The organism is Flavobacterium sp., from assembly GCF_044373165.1.
Lineage (GTDB): Bacteria > Bacteroidota > Bacteroidia > Flavobacteriales > Flavobacteriaceae > Flavobacterium.
In genome coordinates, this window is record NZ_JBILQL010000053.1 from 1 (window position 1) to 16,527 (window position 16,527).

Annotated in this window: 15 protein-coding genes; 8 read left to right on the forward strand and 7 right to left on the reverse strand. The window is 38.3% G+C overall.

Annotated features, from left to right (window positions below; genetic code table 11):
• The 4 genes from ACIQ32_RS08040 to ACIQ32_RS08055 all read right to left on the reverse strand — a co-directional run.
• Window positions 1–1,532, reverse strand: a 1,532-nt coding sequence (locus ACIQ32_RS08040) for a TonB-dependent siderophore receptor (RefSeq protein WP_396195170.1), incomplete at its 3' end; no start/stop codon positions are given.
• A 3-nt stretch (window positions 1,533–1,535) separates the two neighbouring features.
• On the reverse strand, window positions 1,536–1,856 hold the full coding sequence (locus ACIQ32_RS08045; RefSeq protein ID WP_396195171.1) for a hypothetical protein: 321 nt from the start codon (window positions 1,854–1,856) through the stop codon (window positions 1,536–1,538).
• A 177-nt stretch (window positions 1,857–2,033) separates the two neighbouring features.
• Window positions 2,034–2,510, reverse strand: coding sequence for a DUF6265 family protein (locus tag ACIQ32_RS08050; RefSeq protein WP_396195172.1), 477 nt, complete (start codon window positions 2,508–2,510; stop codon window positions 2,034–2,036).
• A 15-nt stretch (window positions 2,511–2,525) separates the two neighbouring features.
• Window positions 2,526–3,029 (reverse strand): DUF6265 family protein, encoded by a 504-nt coding sequence (locus ACIQ32_RS08055; RefSeq protein WP_396195173.1) that lies wholly within the window; start codon window positions 3,027–3,029, stop codon window positions 2,526–2,528.
• Between the two features lie 216 nt (window positions 3,030–3,245).
• Between ACIQ32_RS08055 and prfA the strand changes: the two genes are divergently transcribed.
• From prfA to ACIQ32_RS08070, 3 genes are all read left to right on the forward strand, one after another.
• Window positions 3,246–4,319, forward strand: a complete 1,074-nt coding sequence (prfA, locus tag ACIQ32_RS08060; protein WP_396195174.1) for a peptide chain release factor 1 — start codon at window positions 3,246–3,248, stop codon at window positions 4,317–4,319.
• 158 nt (window positions 4,320–4,477) lie between these two features.
• The gene (gene pyrF / locus ACIQ32_RS08065) at window positions 4,478–5,296 is read left to right on the forward strand and encodes an orotidine-5'-phosphate decarboxylase (RefSeq protein WP_396195175.1); all 819 of its coding nucleotides are present in this window, start codon (window positions 4,478–4,480) and stop codon (window positions 5,294–5,296) included.
• Between the two features lie 17 nt (window positions 5,297–5,313).
• Window positions 5,314–6,123, forward strand: coding sequence for an ABC transporter substrate-binding protein (locus ACIQ32_RS08070; RefSeq protein WP_396195176.1), 810 nt, complete (start codon window positions 5,314–5,316; stop codon window positions 6,121–6,123).
• Window positions 6,124–6,275: 152 nt separating this feature from the next.
• On the opposite strand, the gene ACIQ32_RS08075 is transcribed toward ACIQ32_RS08070, so the two are convergent.
• Window positions 6,276–7,010 carry a DUF4197 domain-containing protein gene (locus tag ACIQ32_RS08075; RefSeq protein WP_396195177.1) on the reverse strand — a complete coding sequence of 245 codons (735 nt, stop codon included), beginning with the start codon at window positions 7,008–7,010 and terminating at the stop codon, window positions 6,276–6,278.
• Window positions 7,011–7,181: 171 nt separating this feature from the next.
• On the opposite strand from ACIQ32_RS08075, the gene ACIQ32_RS08080 reads away from it, so the two are divergent.
• Together ACIQ32_RS08080 and ACIQ32_RS08085 are read left to right on the forward strand one after the other, a co-directional pair.
• Window positions 7,182–10,607 carry a methylmalonyl-CoA mutase family protein gene (locus ACIQ32_RS08080; protein ID WP_396195178.1) on the forward strand — a complete coding sequence of 1,142 codons (3,426 nt, stop codon included), beginning with the start codon at window positions 7,182–7,184 and terminating at the stop codon, window positions 10,605–10,607.
• Window positions 10,608–10,883: 276 nt separating this feature from the next.
• Entirely contained in the window at window positions 10,884–12,461 is a 1,578-nt protein-coding gene (locus tag ACIQ32_RS08085; protein ID WP_396195179.1) for a PKD domain-containing protein, read from the forward strand.
• A gap of 19 nt (window positions 12,462–12,480) precedes the next feature.
• Here the strand turns inward: ACIQ32_RS08085 and ACIQ32_RS08090 are convergent, their stop codons facing one another.
• Window positions 12,481–12,627 (reverse strand): hypothetical protein, encoded by a 147-nt coding sequence (locus ACIQ32_RS08090; RefSeq protein WP_396195180.1) that lies wholly within the window; start codon window positions 12,625–12,627, stop codon window positions 12,481–12,483.
• A 91-nt stretch (window positions 12,628–12,718) separates the two neighbouring features.
• On the opposite strand from ACIQ32_RS08090, the gene ACIQ32_RS08095 reads away from it, so the two are divergent.
• On the forward strand, window positions 12,719–13,228 hold the full coding sequence (locus ACIQ32_RS08095) for a hypothetical protein (RefSeq protein WP_396195181.1): 510 nt from the start codon (window positions 12,719–12,721) through the stop codon (window positions 13,226–13,228).
• A 66-nt stretch (window positions 13,229–13,294) separates the two neighbouring features.
• Here ACIQ32_RS08095 and ACIQ32_RS08100 read toward each other — a convergent pair whose 3' ends face one another.
• Window positions 13,295–14,554 (reverse strand): aminotransferase class I/II-fold pyridoxal phosphate-dependent enzyme, encoded by a 1,260-nt coding sequence (locus tag ACIQ32_RS08100; protein WP_396195182.1) that lies wholly within the window; start codon window positions 14,552–14,554, stop codon window positions 13,295–13,297.
• 120 nt (window positions 14,555–14,674) lie between these two features.
• Here ACIQ32_RS08100 and ACIQ32_RS08105 point away from each other — a divergent pair, with 120 nt between their 5' ends.
• Window positions 14,675–15,247, forward strand: coding sequence for a non-canonical purine NTP diphosphatase (locus tag ACIQ32_RS08105; protein ID WP_396195184.1), 573 nt, complete (start codon window positions 14,675–14,677; stop codon window positions 15,245–15,247).
• 264 nt (window positions 15,248–15,511) lie between these two features.
• Window positions 15,512–16,527 (forward strand): DEAD/DEAH box helicase (locus tag ACIQ32_RS08110; protein ID WP_396195183.1); only part of this gene is annotated, 1,016 nt, incomplete at its 3' end.

Consider the following 16,527-nt stretch of genomic DNA (forward strand, 5'->3'; position numbering starts at 1 on the left):
GTTTTCGGACCGGCTTCTTCCGGACGTAAGCCTAAATACCCGCTATTGGTATTGTCTTTGGTTACTTCGCTGTCGTTGTAACTGTAACCACCGATGATGTTGAAACCTTTAATTGGATTTACCGTTACGCTTAATTCAACACCTTTGCTCTCCACTTCGCCACCTTGTACAGAGGCATTTGGGTTGGTTGGATCTGTCATTAAACGGTTTTTAACATTGATGTCATAATAACTTAAAGATGCAGAGATAATGTCTTTATACAAATTGGTTTTCAAACCGAATTCATATTGGTTGGCTTGTTCCGGATCAAATGTGGTGGCTATGGTATTGGTTGGTCCATCTGCTCTTTGTCCGGGAGCAATATTTTGGAATCCGTTCATATAATTTCCGAAAACCGAAACTTTATTTTCAATAATTTGGTATACAGCTCCGAATTTTGGTGAAACCGCTATCTGACTGTTAATTTCTTCCGTAGCAAAAGCCGAAGTTTTTCCTCTGAATTCATCCACACGCAAACTCGCCATTACGGATAGTTTGCTAGTAATATTGATGACATCTGATACATAAGCACTCACCACTTGCGATTCGGTATCCGAATTGGGTTCGAAAGTACCGGCTAATAAGTTGTCGATACCGGCTTGGGTTAAATTGGCGGCACCCGAATCGGTTTGGTTTACCAAAGAAATCGTTCCGGCGCCCACCCAGTTATTGCTGGCGTTTAGGATATTTTGGGCGTAATAATCGATCCCAACAACCATGCGGTTTCGGAGGTTGCCAATTTTAAAATCACCAATAAAGTTCTGTTGGATATCGGTGGCTAAGGTTTGTCCGTTTCGTTTAGAGATAAAACGCGTAAACTCGTCGCCATTGGCCGAATCCCACAAATAAGAATAATAGCCATTGGTTTTGCTGTTGCTTCTGGATAAAACAGTTTGTGACGTCCAGTTGTCCGACAATTTGTAGAGCATTTGCGCTTGCAAATTAAAGGTCGGATTGCTGATAGTCAATTCGTTTGAAGTGTACGATTTTTTATAATTCTGTTCGAATAAGTCGATCGAATTGAATGATAAAGGCGAATAACGACTCAAGAAAATCATGGGTGCATTGGCCGAAGTTCTGTTGGTGAATTCGGTATTGATAAAGAATGATAACTTATCATTTACCTTGTAGCTTAAGGAAGGTGCTACGAAAATAGATTTAGAAAATCCGGCATCTTGAAATGAGTTTTCGTTTTGGTAAGCCGAAGTAATGCGCACCGCTACCTCTTTATTCAGCGGGACATTCACATCGGCTGTGATACGATCCATACCATAAGTTCCGGCATTGTAACCGATTTCACCACTGAAGTTTTGGTGTGGTTTTTTGGTTACGATGTTGATTAAACCGCCGTAAGAAATTAAACTGCTGCCAAACAAGGTTCCCGATGGTCCTTTGATGATTTCTATATTGTCAACATTAATCGGGTCGATACTACCGTTATTAATACCCGGCAATCCGTTCACCATAGTTGGCTGTACCGAAAAACCTCTCATGGTTTAAAATTCGGCACCATCGCCGCCACGTCCTGTGGATTCCCAAAGACGCGTTACTCCGGTAGCGTTTTTCAAAGCGTCGTTAAAGTTGGTGACTACTTGCTCTTTCAGTAATTCGCTCGTAACGGTATTGTACACTTGTGGATTCTCGATGTTGTTGAGCGGCATTTTGGAAACGGTAGTACTTTTTTCTAGTTTGTACTTGTATTTGTTGGTGTTGATTTCAACTTCTTTCAAAGCGTTAATGGTATCTTTTTTGGTTTCTTGTCCAAAGGATGCCATTGATAGTAATAGACTAGCAGATAGTGTTAGTATTGTTTTCATTCTTATTTAGATTAAATTAAAATAACATTGCAAATCTATAAAGACGAAAATAAATATCAAAACTTATTTAGACTAAATATAAATAACTTTTTTTACCAAATTGATTTACTAGCGTTTAGACATAAAAAAATCCCGCGGTTTGGGCGAGACTTGATATGATTATTAAGAATTATAGTGTTATTTCTTTTGCATCGGATAGCTTTCCGTAGTTGCTTTACCTTGTTGATTCCCCGAAATCGTAGCTACTAGTGATTTGTCGTTGACTTTTTTGTACACAATTTTTTGAGGATAATCGTGTTTGGGATTTTCAAAAATAAAGCTATTTTCCGCTTCTGAAGTGAGTTTAAAATCAACCGCATCATCATTGTTTTGTCCCTTTACAGTTGCGCGATAAATCAAATCGTCATTAACTTGAGTCAACACTATACTTTCGTTGTGCACCGTATCTTTTTTATTAATGATAAAATAGGTTTGGCTTGTAAAAGTACTGTCATTAGTCTTGCTCCAAGTTTCGGTTAAATAACCTTCAGGAGTAGTATTTTCCCACTGACCTAACAGCCAATTCATTTTTTCCAGTTGGTCAAATTGTTTTTCAGATTTATTTTGGCAACTAACTAAGGCTAGAATTCCAATGAGCACAATTGTTTTTTTCATAATGTTTTACAGGTGTTATTTTTTTCTTTTCATAGGAAATTCTTCAGATTTTTTGGAGCCGTAAATAGTGGCTACCAGACTGTCGGAAGTGATTTTGGTATAAACAATTTTGTTGGGAAAATCGTGTTTCGGGTTTTCAAAAACTAATTGGGTATCGGTTGCTTTTGTCAGGTAAAACGAAACCGGTTTTTCTTTGTTTTGGTCGCGAACAGAAACGATATAAAACAAGCTGTCATTGCGTTCTATCAAATCCACTTTTTCATAAAAAACGGTGTCTTTTGCTACGGTTATAAAGCTCTCTGCCCATAGAACACTATCATTTTTTTGTGTCCAAATTTCCTTTGTAATGAATTCTTTAGTAACATTTTCCCAATGGCCCAAAAACCATTTGGCTTTTTCCAATTGACTGTATTTTTTTTGGATTTTGATTCCGAATACTTCCACCTCGGATTCCTTTTTACAAGAAATCGTAAAGATCAAAACTATAAAAAAACAGAGGCCGATATTTTTACGAGACATGGTGTCAAATTTAAGCAATACAATATTATGAAAATTATGGCAACTAGCCCTGATGGGAGTGAAAATCCTTTTTGCCATTGGCAATGTTGCTGCTTTTATTGTTAAACGTTGTGGCAAAAAGATTGTAGCGGACAGCAGGAAACCGCTCCAAAAAAAATACAATTTATTGCTTTATTTTGCCTAAATTTGCACACTTTAAAAAAGAAAACTGCAACAATGTTAGACCGATTACAATATGTAAAACAACGCTTCGACGAGATTTCGGATTTGATTATTCAACCCGATGTAATTGCCGATCAAAAGCGTTACGTACAATTAAATCAAGAATATAAAGGTTTAAAAGCCTTGATGGAAAAACGCGATGAATATGTTCGTTTGACAGACAACATCGCCGAAGCCAACGAAATTTTAGAGGATGGATCCGATGCTGAAATGGTTGAAATGGCCAAAATGCAAATGGATGAAGCCAAAGACCGTTTGCCGCAATTAGAAGATGAAATCAAGTTTATGCTCATCCCGAAAGATCCTGAAGATGCTAAAAACGTCATGGTGGAAATCCGTGCCGGAACCGGTGGTGACGAAGCTTCTATTTTTGCCGGCGATTTATACCGCATGTACACCAAATACTGCGAAGGCCGTGGCTGGAGAACTTCTGTAGTAGATATGAATGAAGGAACTTCAGGCGGTTTCAAAGAAGTTATTTTTGAAGTGACCGGTGAAGATGTCTATGGCACTTTAAAATTCGAAGCCGGTGTTCACCGCGTACAACGCGTACCGCAAACCGAAACCCAAGGTCGCGTTCACACGTCTGCCGCCACGGTAATGGTATTGCCGGAAGCCGAAGAATTTGACGTGCAAATCGACATGAACGATGTGCGTATCGACTTTTTCTGTTCCTCAGGTCCGGGCGGTCAATCGGTAAATACGACCAAGTCGGCCGTACGTATGACACACATTCCTACCGGATTGGTAGCCCAATGTCAGGACGAAAAATCACAGCATAAAAACAAAGACAAAGCCTTAACCGTATTGCGCTCGCGTTTGTACGAAATGGAATTGGCCAAAAAGCAAGAGGAAGATGCCAAAAAGCGTAACTCTCAAGTAAGCAGTGGCGACCGTTCGGCTAAAATTCGCACTTACAATTATGCGCAAGGCCGAATCACCGACCACCGAATCGGATTGAGCATTTTCGACCTCGACGGCTTTATGAACGGAAACCTTCAAAAGATGATTGATGAACTTCAATTGGTTTCCAACACTGAAAAATTAAAAGAAAGCGAAGTTTTCTAAGATATGAGCCTCATTGATTGAGGCTTTTTTTATTTTAGGAGCGATCTCGTCTTTTAAGGACGAGACGGGGCTAAAGAGGAAACTATCCGAGTACTTGGGTGATTTTTTACAACCAACATTACAAAAACTTTGCGAACTTTACGCACAAACAAACCATAATGACTACAACACAACTTATCCAACAAATTCAAAACAAAAAGTCCTTTCTCTGTATTGGGTTGGATGTCGATTTACAAAAAATTCCGTCGCACTTACTAACGCTGGAAGATCCGATTTTCGAATTCAACAAAGCCATCATCGACGCTACGCACGACTTATGTGTTTCCTATAAACCCAATATGGCTTTCTATGAAGCGCACGGTTTAAAAGGTTGGACATCGCTCCAAAAAACCATCAACTATATCAACGAATATTATCCTGAAATCTTCACCATCGCCGATGCCAAACGCGGTGACATTGGCAATACCTCAACCATGTACGCCAAAGCTTTTTTGGAAGATTTAAACTTCGACAGTGTTACGGTAGCGCCTTATATGGGCAAAGACAGTGTAGAACCTTTTTTGGCTTTCGAAAACAAACACACCATATTATTAGCGCTGACTTCCAACGAAGGCGCTTTTGATTTTCAAACGCAAAATGTTGGAGAAGAAGCCTTATACCAAAAGGTCATCAAAACGTCAAAGACTTGGCAGAACAGCCAAAATTTGATGTATGTAGTTGGCGCCACCAAAGCCGAGTATTTTGCCGAGATCCGAAAAATTGTACCGGATAGTTTTTTATTAGTTCCCGGTGTAGGCGCTCAAGGCGGCAGTCTTTCTGAGGTTTGTCAATACGGTATGAACGAAGAGGTTGGTTTATTAATCAACTCGTCAAGAGCTATTATTTACGCTTCAAACGGATTGGATTTTGCTGAAAAGGCTAGGGAAGAAGCGCTGAAATTACAGCAGGAAATGGAATCTATTCTAAAAGCGCTGTGAATCCCTGAGAAACAACCATGAAAAACTTTGTTGACCAACTCGGAACTTCTCATTCCTTCGAAAGCACGCCCAAGCGAATCGTTTCTTTGGTGCCATCGCAAACCGAATTGTTATACGATTTGGGTTTAGAAGACAATATCGTCGGAATTACCAAATTCTGCGTGCATCCGTTTCATTTTAAATCGACGAAGAAAATCATTGGCGGTACTAAAAACGTGCATGTTGAAAAAATACGTTTGCTCCAACCCGATATCATTATCGCCAACAAAGAAGAGAATACGCCCGAGATAGTGGAACAATTGGCTGAAATTTGTCCGGTTTGGGTAACGAATATCATTACCTTAGAAGACAATTACCAGATGATAGCAGATTTTGGGCAGTTGTTCAACAAAAGAACCGAAGCACAAAAATGGATGGATAAAATACGTTTCGCACATCTTGATTTTCAGAATTTCATCCAAGACAAACCTTCTTATAAGGTCGCCTATTTTATTTGGGCTAATCCTTATATGGTTGCCGGAGGCGATACCTTTATCAACGAAATGTTGCGTTTGAATAAATTCGTAAACATCTACGAAAATAATCCTAATTGTACCGGAAGATATCCCGAAGTAGAAATCAAAAAAATCCGCTTGCATGGCGATCCCGATTTGGTATTATTGTCTTCGGAACCCTTTCCTTTTAAAGACGAACACGCATTTGAATTGGGGCGATTTACACACCATGCCAAAACGTTTTTCGTTGATGGAGAAATGTTTTCTTGGTATGGCAGTCGATTGGTAAAAGCCTTTGCTTACTTCAAAAAACTCCATGAAAAATTAATATAAAAAAAACCGATGCTTTTTCAAACACCGGCATTTTTTAACTAACCTAACCAAATAATAAAAAACCAAAATTTTATTACACTACAAAGATAAGTCTCCAATCAAAGTTCTTGTGTTAAGATTTTGTTATTCTTATGTTATTGATTTCTAAAAAATTAAGACTTTTTGTCCTGCAACGCGAAAACCTTTTGCAACAAAGGGGAAGTTCTGGCGCTTAACTGAGTTCGGATGTCTTTTTCTTCAAGAGCAATCATCGTAAAAACACCTTGTAATGCTTTGTTAGTAGTGTAATCTGTTAAGTTTGGATTGACTTTAGCAACTAAAGGAATGCTGTTGTATTTTTTAATTATAGTTGCCCAAACTTTATCAGCTCCTACTTTGGCCAATGAACTTTGTATTACCGGACTGAACTTTGCATACAACGGATTGGTTGTACTCGATTGTAAATAAGTCGTAGCGGCATTCTCTTTGCCCATCAAAATGTTTTTGGCATCGGTGAAACTCATATTCTTTACAGCATCTATAAATATCGGAGTTGATTCTTTTACCGCTTCTTCAGCTGCACGGTTTAATAGTAAAACGCCTTCATCGGCCAAATCACTCATGCCCATTTTGCGGAGTGTTTTATCCACTTTTTGTAATTCTTCCGGCAACAAAATTTTAACCAATTCGTTTTTGTAAAAGCCATCGGTTGCCGTTAATTTGCTGACTTGCTTCTCAATACCTTTGTTTAACGCTTCTTTCAAACCTTTGGAAATATCAGTTGACGACAGTGAACTTAAGCCTTGTGAACTTTTGGCAGGCACCTTTTTTTTGAGATCATCTAAAATTTTGATTTGGGATATTCCCAAAAAGGGAACAAGAAGAAGTAGCGCGATTTTTGTTTTCATATCAAATTCGTTTTCCCAAAAGTAAGCAATCTTCATGCCGAAAAATGGCAAATAAATGTTAATTCAGTCAATCAACTAATATTCCATTCTTCATTTTATTTTTCAGATTTTAAATGGGATTTTTTTAATAATTCTGTAAATTGCACCCTCAAAACAGACACTTATTTAACAATGGTTCAAGAACAACCCTATATTCCTAAAAATAAAGTAAGAATTGTAACAGCAGCTTCTCTTTTCGATGGGCATGATGCAGCCATCAATATCATGCGACGCATCATCCAAGCCACTGGTGTAGAAGTGATTCATCTAGGTCATGACCGCAGCGTGGAAGAAGTGGTAAATACTGCCATTCAAGAAGATGCGAATGCCATTGCGATGACCTCTTATCAAGGCGGACATAACGAGTATTTTAAGTACATGCACGATTTGTTGAAAGAAAAAGGCGCGGGACACATCAAAATCTTCGGCGGTGGCGGCGGTGTGATTTTGCCTTCTGAGATTTCGGAATTACACGAATACGGTATTACTCGAATCTATTCTCCGGATGACGGTCGCGCTATGGGTTTACAAGGCATGATCAACGATTTGGTAAAACAAGCGGATTTTCCTATTGGTAACGAATTGAATGGCGAAATCAATCATTTGGAAGAAAAAAATCCAACTGCCATTGCCCGCATCATTTCATCGGCAGAAAATTTCCCCGAAGTAGCTAAAGAAACGTTGGATGCTATCCACCAAAAAAACGAAACGACTCAAATTCCGGTTTTAGGGATTACAGGAACCGGTGGTGCCGGAAAATCGTCTTTAGTAGACGAATTGGTTCGTCGGTTTTTAATCGATTTCCCTGAAAAAACCATCGGATTGATTTCGGTTGATCCTTCTAAAAGAAAAACCGGCGGCGCTTTGTTGGGCGACAGAATTCGTATGAATGCCATCAACAATCCAAGAGTTTACATGCGTTCGTTGGCGACACGCCAGTCGAATTTGGCTTTGTCTAAATATGTAAACGAAGCGATTCAAGTTTTGAAAGCTGCGAAATACGATATCATCATTTTAGAAACTTCGGGTATAGGGCAAAGTGACACCGAAATTTTAGAACATTCAGATGTATCTTTATATGTGATGACACCTGAGTTTGGTGCCGCAACACAATTAGAGAAAATTGATATGTTGGATTTTGCCGATTTGGTAGCAATTAACAAATTCGACAAACGCGGTGCTTTAGATGCGATTCGCGATGTGAAAAAACAATACCAACGCAACCATAATTTATGGGATGTCAATCCGGATGATATGCCTGTTATCGGTACAATTGCCTCTCAGTTCAATGATCCGGGCATGAACACACTCTACAAAAAAATCATGGACAAGATAGTAGAGAAAACCGGCGCCAATTTGCAATCGACTTTCGAAATCACTCGTGAAATGAGCGAGAAGATTTTTGTGATTCCACCACACAGAACGCGTTATTTATCGGAGATAGCCGAGAACAATCGCAAGTATGATGAGACCGTTTTAACGCAAGTGGAAGTAGCTCAAAAGTTATACGGGATTTATAAAACCATTGAATCTGTTTCCAAAAAACAAGCCAATATTGATAAAGCCGGAGTTGAAGCTAATAGTTTGAATGTCAATGAAGATAACAAAGACTTCTTAAACTTATTAGTTAAAGAATTTGACCGTGTAAAAATGAACCTTGATCCGTTCAATTGGGAAATTATCCTGACATGGAACGACAAAGTCAATAAATACAAAAATCCGGTTTATAACTTTAAAGTGCGCGATAAAGAAATCAAGATTGAAACGCATACCGAAAGTTTATCGCATTCACAAATCCCCAAAGTGGCTTTACCTAAATACCAAGCTTGGGGCGATATTTTAAAATGGAATTTACAGGAAAATGTTCCGGGTGAATTCCCGTTCGCTTCCGGTTTGTATCCGTTTAAAAGAGAAGGTGAAGATCCAACGCGTATGTTTGCCGGAGAAGGCGGACCGGAACGCACCAACAGACGTTTTCACTATGTGTCGTTAGGCATGCCTGCAAAGCGCTTGTCGACGGCTTTTGATTCGGTTACGCTGTACGGAAACGATCCTGATTTGCGTCCGGACATCTACGGAAAAATCGGGAATGCCGGTGTTTCGATTTGTTGTTTAGACGATGCCAAGAAATTGTATTCCGGTTTCGATTTGAGTCACCCAATGACTTCCGTATCAATGACGATTAACGGTCCGGCGCCAATGCTTTTGGGCTTTTTCATGAACGCGGCCATCGACCAAAACTGTGAAAAATACATTATCGAAAACAACCTTCAAGTAGAAATTGAGGAAAAAATCAACGAAATCTACAAAAAGAAAGGTTTGCCAAGACCAAGATACAACGGCGAATTGCCGCAAGGAAATAATGGTTTAGGATTGATGTTGTTAGGCGTAACCGGTGACCAAGTGTTACCGAAAGAAATCTACAACGATATCAAAATCAAAACCCTGACGCAAGTCCGCGGTACCGTTCAAGCCGACATTTTAAAAGAAGACCAAGCGCAAAACACTTGTATTTTTTCTACTGAGTTTGCCTTGCGTTTGATGGGTGACGTGCAGGAATATTTTATCCAAAAGAATGTCCGCAATTTCTATTCGGTTTCGATTTCAGGTTATCACATTGCTGAAGCCGGTGCCAACCCGATTACCCAATTGGCCTTTACTTTGGCAAATGGTTTCACTTATGTGGAATATTACCTAAGTCGTGGCATGAACATTAACGATTTCGGTCCGAACTTGTCGTTTTTCTTCTCAAACGGAATCGATCCCGAATATGCTGTAATTGGTAGAGTTGCGCGTAAAATTTGGGCGAAAGCCATGAAAAACAAATACGGCGCTAACGAAAGAGCTCAAATGTTGAAATACCATATTCAAACTTCTGGTCGTTCGTTGCACGCTCAGGAAATTGACTTTAATGACATTCGCACGACCTTACAAGCTTTGTATGCGATTTACGACAACTGTAATTCTTTGCACACCAATGCTTACGACGAAGCCATTACCACGCCAACAGAAGAATCAGTGCGTAGGGCGATGGCCATTCAATTGATTATTAATAAAGAATTAGGCTTGGCCAAAAATGAGAATCCGATTCAGGGTTCGTTTATCATTGAAGAATTAACCGATTTAGTAGAAGATGCTGTGTTGCAAGAATTCGACAGAATTACCGAACGTGGTGGTGTTTTAGGTGCGATGGAAACGATGTACCAAAGAAGTAAAATTCAGGAGGAAAGTTTGTACTACGAAACTTTGAAACATACCGGTGAATTTCCAATTATAGGAGTGAATACGTTCTTAAGTTCAAAAGGTTCTCCAACAGTGGTGCCTATGGAAGTTATTCGTGCTACGGAGGAAGAAAAGCAATTCCAAATCAAAACTTTAGTCACTTTACACAAGGCCAATTCCGGTTTGGAAGAAGAACAATTGAGCCAACTTCAAGACGCTGCTATCAACAATAAAAACCTATTTGAAAAATTGATGGAAGCCACTAAGTATTGTTCGTTAGGGCAAATTACTTCGGCTTTGTTTGAAGTCGGCGGTCAGTACAGACGCAATATGTAAGCTGAACTACAATTATAAAATTATAAAACCTCACTAGTAGTGAGGTTTTTATTTTTAATCCTTATTCTGATTAAATTTTCGCACCATCGATTTTAGCAAAGCAGCGTGTTCGGCTTTTTTGGTTTTTTTACTTATCTTGCGGTTTGTGAGGCTTGTCGTTGAAGGATTTGGTGATTTTGGTATGCTTTCTACACATGCACCTTTAAAAGGCTATATTTGGGAGTTTTTTATTATCAATATAATAACTACTTTTAACACACTAAAAATAAATGGTCAATGAAAAAAATTATATTACTCATTATAGTTTTATTATCTAATATTGGTGTTGCCCAAATAAGCTACCTTTCTACAGATTATGCACTTCAAAACGAATCATTCATTGTAAGTACGGCAACAGTACAAGGCTTAACATTAGACTATGTGCAAACCGGAACGAATTTCGATTGGAATTATAGCACCTTAGTACCAGCTACTCAAGAAACAGTTTTGTATCAAAACCCAAACAATGCAGGTTATAGGACTGTATGGTGTTTTATTAATGGATTTATTTTCAATTGTAATACACAATTCAACAACAACTTCAATTTAGCCACAAAATTAACTAACGGTATTCAAATTCAAGGATTTGGTATTACTAATGTGATTGACCACTTAAAATTATCATCGACTCTTTTAGAAGACAAAATGATTGGAGCTTCTATTACAGTGAATGGTACTTCGGTGCCTTTTGTAGCATCGTATCAAACCGCTGATAAAATTTATCAATTTCCAATAAATTATAATGATAATTATACGAACAATTTTGCTTTAAGTGTTGATTTAAATAGTTTTGGAGTGCCTATTCAATATGCTTCTACAGGACAACGCAACAATTTGGTGGAAGGTTGGGGTTCATTAACGACGCCTTTTGGGACTTTTCCGAATGTATTGAAAATGAAAACAACTGTTGTAAACAATATTACCATTACAACAAATGATACTCCTACCCAAAATACAGTTACCACAGTTTCCTATAAATGGTTTGATAAAGCTTATGGAATTCCTGTTATGCAAGTAGAGGGAAATGTTGTTGCCAATCAATTTGTTCCCAATACAGTTACCTATTTTGACATTCAGCGTTGTTTAACCCCAAATGCAGCTTTTGCTTTTCTCCCACTGGCAAGTGATTTTAATCCGACGAGTAATAATGCTTCGGTTTCGTTTATTAATTTGAGTAATAATTATGACACAGTAAGTTGGAATTTTGGTGACGGAAGTGCTGCAAGTACGGCTGTTAATCCAACTCATAATTACAGTTGTCCAGGAGTAAAGCAAGTAACCCTAACAATTACAAATGCTTTTTGTACTCCGGAACAAACAGATACAATCACAATTCCGGTTACTATAAACGATACTCAAAATGCTTTTACCACAAGTGTAACGCAAACGCCTACTTCGCTTACTGCTGATAGAACTTTAGCCGGAACAACTTATCAATGGTTGGATTGCGACAATTCAAATGCACCTATAAATGGGCAAACAGGTCAAACGTTTACACCAACAGTTTCCGGGAATTATGCGGTGCAATTAACATCAAATGGCTGTCAAAGCGTTTCTGATTGTTACTTATTTAGTTTTTTAAATTCTCCTGATTTTAATTTAAATGCCTCAATATCAGTTTATCCCAATCCAACAACCGGAGAAATTTTAGTTGCCAATAGCGAATCGATTACCATTCAAAGAATAGGTATTTATTCTGTCATAGGAACTTTAGTAACGGAAACATTAGATTTAACAGGTCATGCCAACGGAATCTATTTTATTAAAATAGAAACTGATAAAGGATTGTTAGTTAAAAAAATTATTAAAAATTAGAAAACGGTATAATGAGTTATTAAGGTATTTCTTTACTTTCATTAAACTTTTTCACTATTATTTTAAGCTGCTCTCTTCGAGCAGTTTTTTTTGCTTTTTCCTTATCTTGCGCTTTGTGAAGCTTGTCGTTGAAGGATTTGATGTTTTTTGAATTTTTTCGACTCATGTTTCAAAGTTATAAAATTATCTTAAAAAAAAAGTTTGGCATTAATATTGAACTGTGCAAAACATCATTAATCATTTAAAAAATATAAACCATGAAGAAAATTACTCTTATTTTAGCTTTTATCGGGATGATAACGCTACAAAGTTGTACAGTAAATGAAGACAACGGAAACGGTATAGACAACGACACTATTGGTGAAGTTTTTGAATATTCTAATGTTAACTTTTTGCCTAATAGTTACACAGTGGTTTTAAATTATCCGCATTCTATTTTCAGTTCAGACATGGTTTTGGTTTACCGATTATCGGATGTTTTTCAAGGGGAAGATGTTTGGAAGTTATTGCCGGAGACTTATTATTTTAATGATGGTACTTTAGATTATCGATTTGATTATAATTTCACTCGTTTTGATGCTGAAGTATATTTAGAAGGCTATGACCTTGGTGGTTTGTCTTCTTCAGTAAGATTGAACCAAGTATTTCGTGTTGTAGTGATTCCAGCAGCTTTTAGAAAAAACAGCACAGCGGATTACAGCGATTATAATAAGGTGGTAAAAGCCTATAATATTGATGAAAGCAAGATTATTAAGATTCAGCAATAATCTAAATTAGAGGTATAAAAAAACCATCCTTTTACGGATGGTTTTTTTTATGTTGATAAGGCATTTTTAAGAAACATCAACTGTAGTGGCTTCGGCTATCTTTTTATAAGTTCCGTTTACCAATTTTTCTCTAATAGCTTCAAAAGCCGATAGCGTTTCGTTAATATCTGCTAAAGTATGTGAAGCGGTTGGAATCATTCTCAATAGGATAATTCCTTTCGGGATAACCGGATACACAACAATCGACAAGAAAATACCGTAGTTTTCTCTTAAATCGTTTACCATAACCATTGCTTCCGGAATAGAACCTTCTAAATACACCGGTGTTACACAAGTGTTGGTGTCGCCAATGTTAAAGCCTCTTTCTTTTAATCCGTTTTGCAACGCATTAACATTTTCCCAAAGTTTGTCTTTCAAGCCCGGATTGTCTCTTAACAATTGTAGTCTTTTCAAAGCACCAACAGTTTGAATCATTGGCAATGCTTTGGCAAACATTTGTGAACGCAAGTTGTATTTTAAATAATCGATAATGTCTTTATCTGCAGCTAAGAAAGCTCCGATACTCGCCATTGATTTGGCAAAGGTAGAAAAGTAAACATCAATACCGTCTTGACAACCTTGTTCTTCTCCGGCGCCGGCGCCTGTTTTACCCAGTGTTCCGAAACCATGAGCGTCATCTACCAACAAACGGAAATTGTATTTCTTTTTCATTTCCACTATCTCTTTCAACTTTCCTTGTTGGCCGCGCATTCCGAAAACACCTTCGGTAATGAAAAGAATTCCACCGCCGGTTTCAGTCGCCATTTTGGTCGCACGTTGCAGGTTTTTCTCCATGCTTTCCAAATCGTTGTGTTTGTAGGTAAAACGTTTTCCCATATGCAAACGCACTCCGTCAATTATACAAGCATGGGCATCTACATCATACACTATAATATCGTTTTTGGTCACTAATGCATCAATACACGACATGATGCCTTGGTAACCAAAGTTTAGTAAATAAGCCGCTTCTTTTTGAACAAAGGCGGCTAATTCATTTTCTAATTGTTCGTGAGCATCTGTGTGACCACTCATCATACGAGCGCCCATAGGATACGCGGCTCCGTATTGTGCAGCAGCCTCAGCATCGGCTTGGCGCACTTCAGGGTGATTGGCTAACCCTAAATAATCGTTGATCGACCAGTTTAAGATTTCTTTACCGTGAAATTGCATTCTTGGCCCTAATTCGCCTTCCAATTTTGGAAACACATAGTAACCTTCTGCTTGAGAAGCCCATTTTCCTAACGGACCTTTATTGTTTTGTATTCTTTCGAATAAATCTTTTACCATGGTAAATGTATTTAAAAACGAGGCAAAAGTAATAATTATATTGTTGAAATTAAACAATATCAAAATATGTTTTTATCACTTTTACATCTGTTATATTTGTCTTTTAAAAATGACAAAACCATGCAACTCGTTTTTGCCTCCAATAATCCGAACAAAATCAAGGAAATACAATTATTATTACCGGAAACCATTCAGGTTTTAAGTTTAGAAGCTATCGGTTGCTTTGATGATATTCCGGAAACTGCGAATACCATTGAAGGGAATGCGATTTTGAAAGCGAATTATGTGACTGAGAAATTCGGTTATGCTTGTTTTGCCGATGATACCGGTTTGGAAGTAGATGCTTTGAACGGTGAACCGGGCGTTTATTCTGCTCGTTATGCCGGTGAGCAGAAAGATTCCAACGACAATATGAACAAGTTATTAGCCCATTTGGAAGGCAATTCCAATCGCAAAGCCCATTTTAAAACTGTGATTTGTTTGAATTTAAATGGTGAACAACAGTTGTTTACCGGAATCATCAACGGACAAATTACTACCGAGAAAAAAGGCAGCAACGGATTTGGTTACGACCCAATATTCATTGCCGATGGCTACACCCAAACTTTTGCCGAATTGTCTATGGCGGAAAAATCAGCCATTAGTCACCGTGGCTTAGCGGTAAAGCAGTTGGTGGATTTTTTGAGTCGTTGAGAAAAGAAATAAGTTCTTGTTAGCCCCGATAGCAGCATACTACCACGTAGTGCGGATAGCGGGAGCAGAAGTGTAAGAGAAGCAAAAGTGCTGCTCCTGAACCTTAAAATTCAACTCAAAAATTATTGTCAAACTCAGTCACTCAGCCACTCAGTTCCTCAGTTACTTTGTTAGGAAAAAGTTAACTTATTAATATTCAGTCACTAACAAATTAGCGTATATGGTTTTTAAAGCCTACCTTTGCACCAAATTTTAAAACTTTATATGAATAAATTTGAACAATTAGGTCTGAATGAATCGTTACTGCTGGCGATCAAAGATCTAGGATTTGAGAATCCGTCAGAAGTCCAGGAAAAAGCGATTCCGGCACTATTGGAACAAAACACAGACTTGGTTGCCTTAGCGCAAACAGGAACAGGGAAAACCGCCGCTTTTGGTTTTCCGCTTATTCAAAAAATTGATGCCGAAGACAGAAGTACGCAAGCGTTAATTTTATCACCAACGCGTGAGCTTTGCTTACAAATCACCAACGAGATTAAACAATACTCAAAATATGTAAAGGGTTTACATACAGTGGCAGTTTATGGTGGTGCAAGCATAACAGAACAAGCCAGAGAAGTAAAGCGTGGCGCACAAATTATTGTGGCTACACCCGGTAGAATGCAAGACATGATTAATCGTGGGCTTGTGAACATTAAAAACATCAATTACTGTATTCTTGATGAAGCAGATGAGATGTTGAACATGGGTTTTTATGATGATATTGTTTCGATATTGTCAGACACTCCAGATGAGAAAAACACTTGGTTGTTTTCGGCTACGATGCCGGCAGAAGTGGCGCGTATTGCCAAGAAATTTATGGCCGATCCGGTAGAAATTACCGTGGGACATAAAAACTCGGGTTCTAAAACCGTGTCACACGAATTTTATTGTGTGAATGCTCGTGACCGTTACGAAGCTTTGAAACGCTTGGCCGATGCGAATCCGGATATTTTTTCCGTAGTATTTTGTCGTACCAAACGCGATACGCAAGCGGTAGCTGAAAAGTTAATCGAAGACGGATACAATGCCGCAGCTTTGCACGGAGATTTATCCCAAGCGCAACGTGATGGTGTTATGAAATCTTTCCGAGGAAGACAAATCCAAATGCTTGTGGCTACTGACGTTGCTGCACGTGGAATTGATGTTGACAATATTACACACGTAGTTAATTATCAATTGCCTGATGAAATTGAAACCTACAATCACCGCTCAGGCCGTACCGGTCGTGCCGGAAAATT

What these genes read in the sequence shown, in the direction of transcription:
- ACIQ32_RS08050 (WP_396195172.1), bottom strand. Translation starts at nt 2,510, where the DNA reads ATGAAAAAAACAATTGTGCTCATTGGAATTCTAGCCTTAGTTAGTTGC.
- ACIQ32_RS08075 (WP_396195177.1), bottom strand. Translation starts at nt 7,010, where the DNA reads ATGAAAACAAAAATCGCGCTACTTCTTCTTGTTCCCTTTTTGGGAATA.
- ACIQ32_RS08095 (WP_396195181.1), top strand. Translation starts at nt 12,719, where the DNA reads ATGAAGAAAATTACTCTTATTTTAGCTTTTATCGGGATGATAACGCTA.
- ACIQ32_RS08100 (WP_396195182.1), bottom strand. Translation starts at nt 14,554, where the DNA reads ATGGTAAAAGATTTATTCGAAAGAATACAAAACAATAAAGGTCCGTTA.
- ACIQ32_RS08045 (WP_396195171.1), bottom strand. Translation starts at nt 1,856, where the DNA reads ATGAAAACAATACTAACACTATCTGCTAGTCTATTACTATCAATGGCA.
- prfA (WP_396195174.1), top strand. Translation starts at nt 3,246, where the DNA reads ATGTTAGACCGATTACAATATGTAAAACAACGCTTCGACGAGATTTCG.
- ACIQ32_RS08055 (WP_396195173.1), bottom strand. Translation starts at nt 3,029, where the DNA reads ATGTCTCGTAAAAATATCGGCCTCTGTTTTTTTATAGTTTTGATCTTT.
- ACIQ32_RS08105 (WP_396195184.1), top strand. Translation starts at nt 14,675, where the DNA reads ATGCAACTCGTTTTTGCCTCCAATAATCCGAACAAAATCAAGGAAATA.
- ACIQ32_RS08080 (WP_396195178.1), top strand. Translation starts at nt 7,182, where the DNA reads ATGGTTCAAGAACAACCCTATATTCCTAAAAATAAAGTAAGAATTGTA.
- ACIQ32_RS08090 (WP_396195180.1), bottom strand. Translation starts at nt 12,627, where the DNA reads ATGAGTCGAAAAAATTCAAAAAACATCAAATCCTTCAACGACAAGCTT.
- ACIQ32_RS08085 (WP_396195179.1), top strand. Translation starts at nt 10,884, where the DNA reads ATGAAAAAAATTATATTACTCATTATAGTTTTATTATCTAATATTGGT.
- pyrF (WP_396195175.1), top strand. Translation starts at nt 4,478, where the DNA reads ATGACTACAACACAACTTATCCAACAAATTCAAAACAAAAAGTCCTTT.
- ACIQ32_RS08070 (WP_396195176.1), top strand. Translation starts at nt 5,314, where the DNA reads ATGAAAAACTTTGTTGACCAACTCGGAACTTCTCATTCCTTCGAAAGC.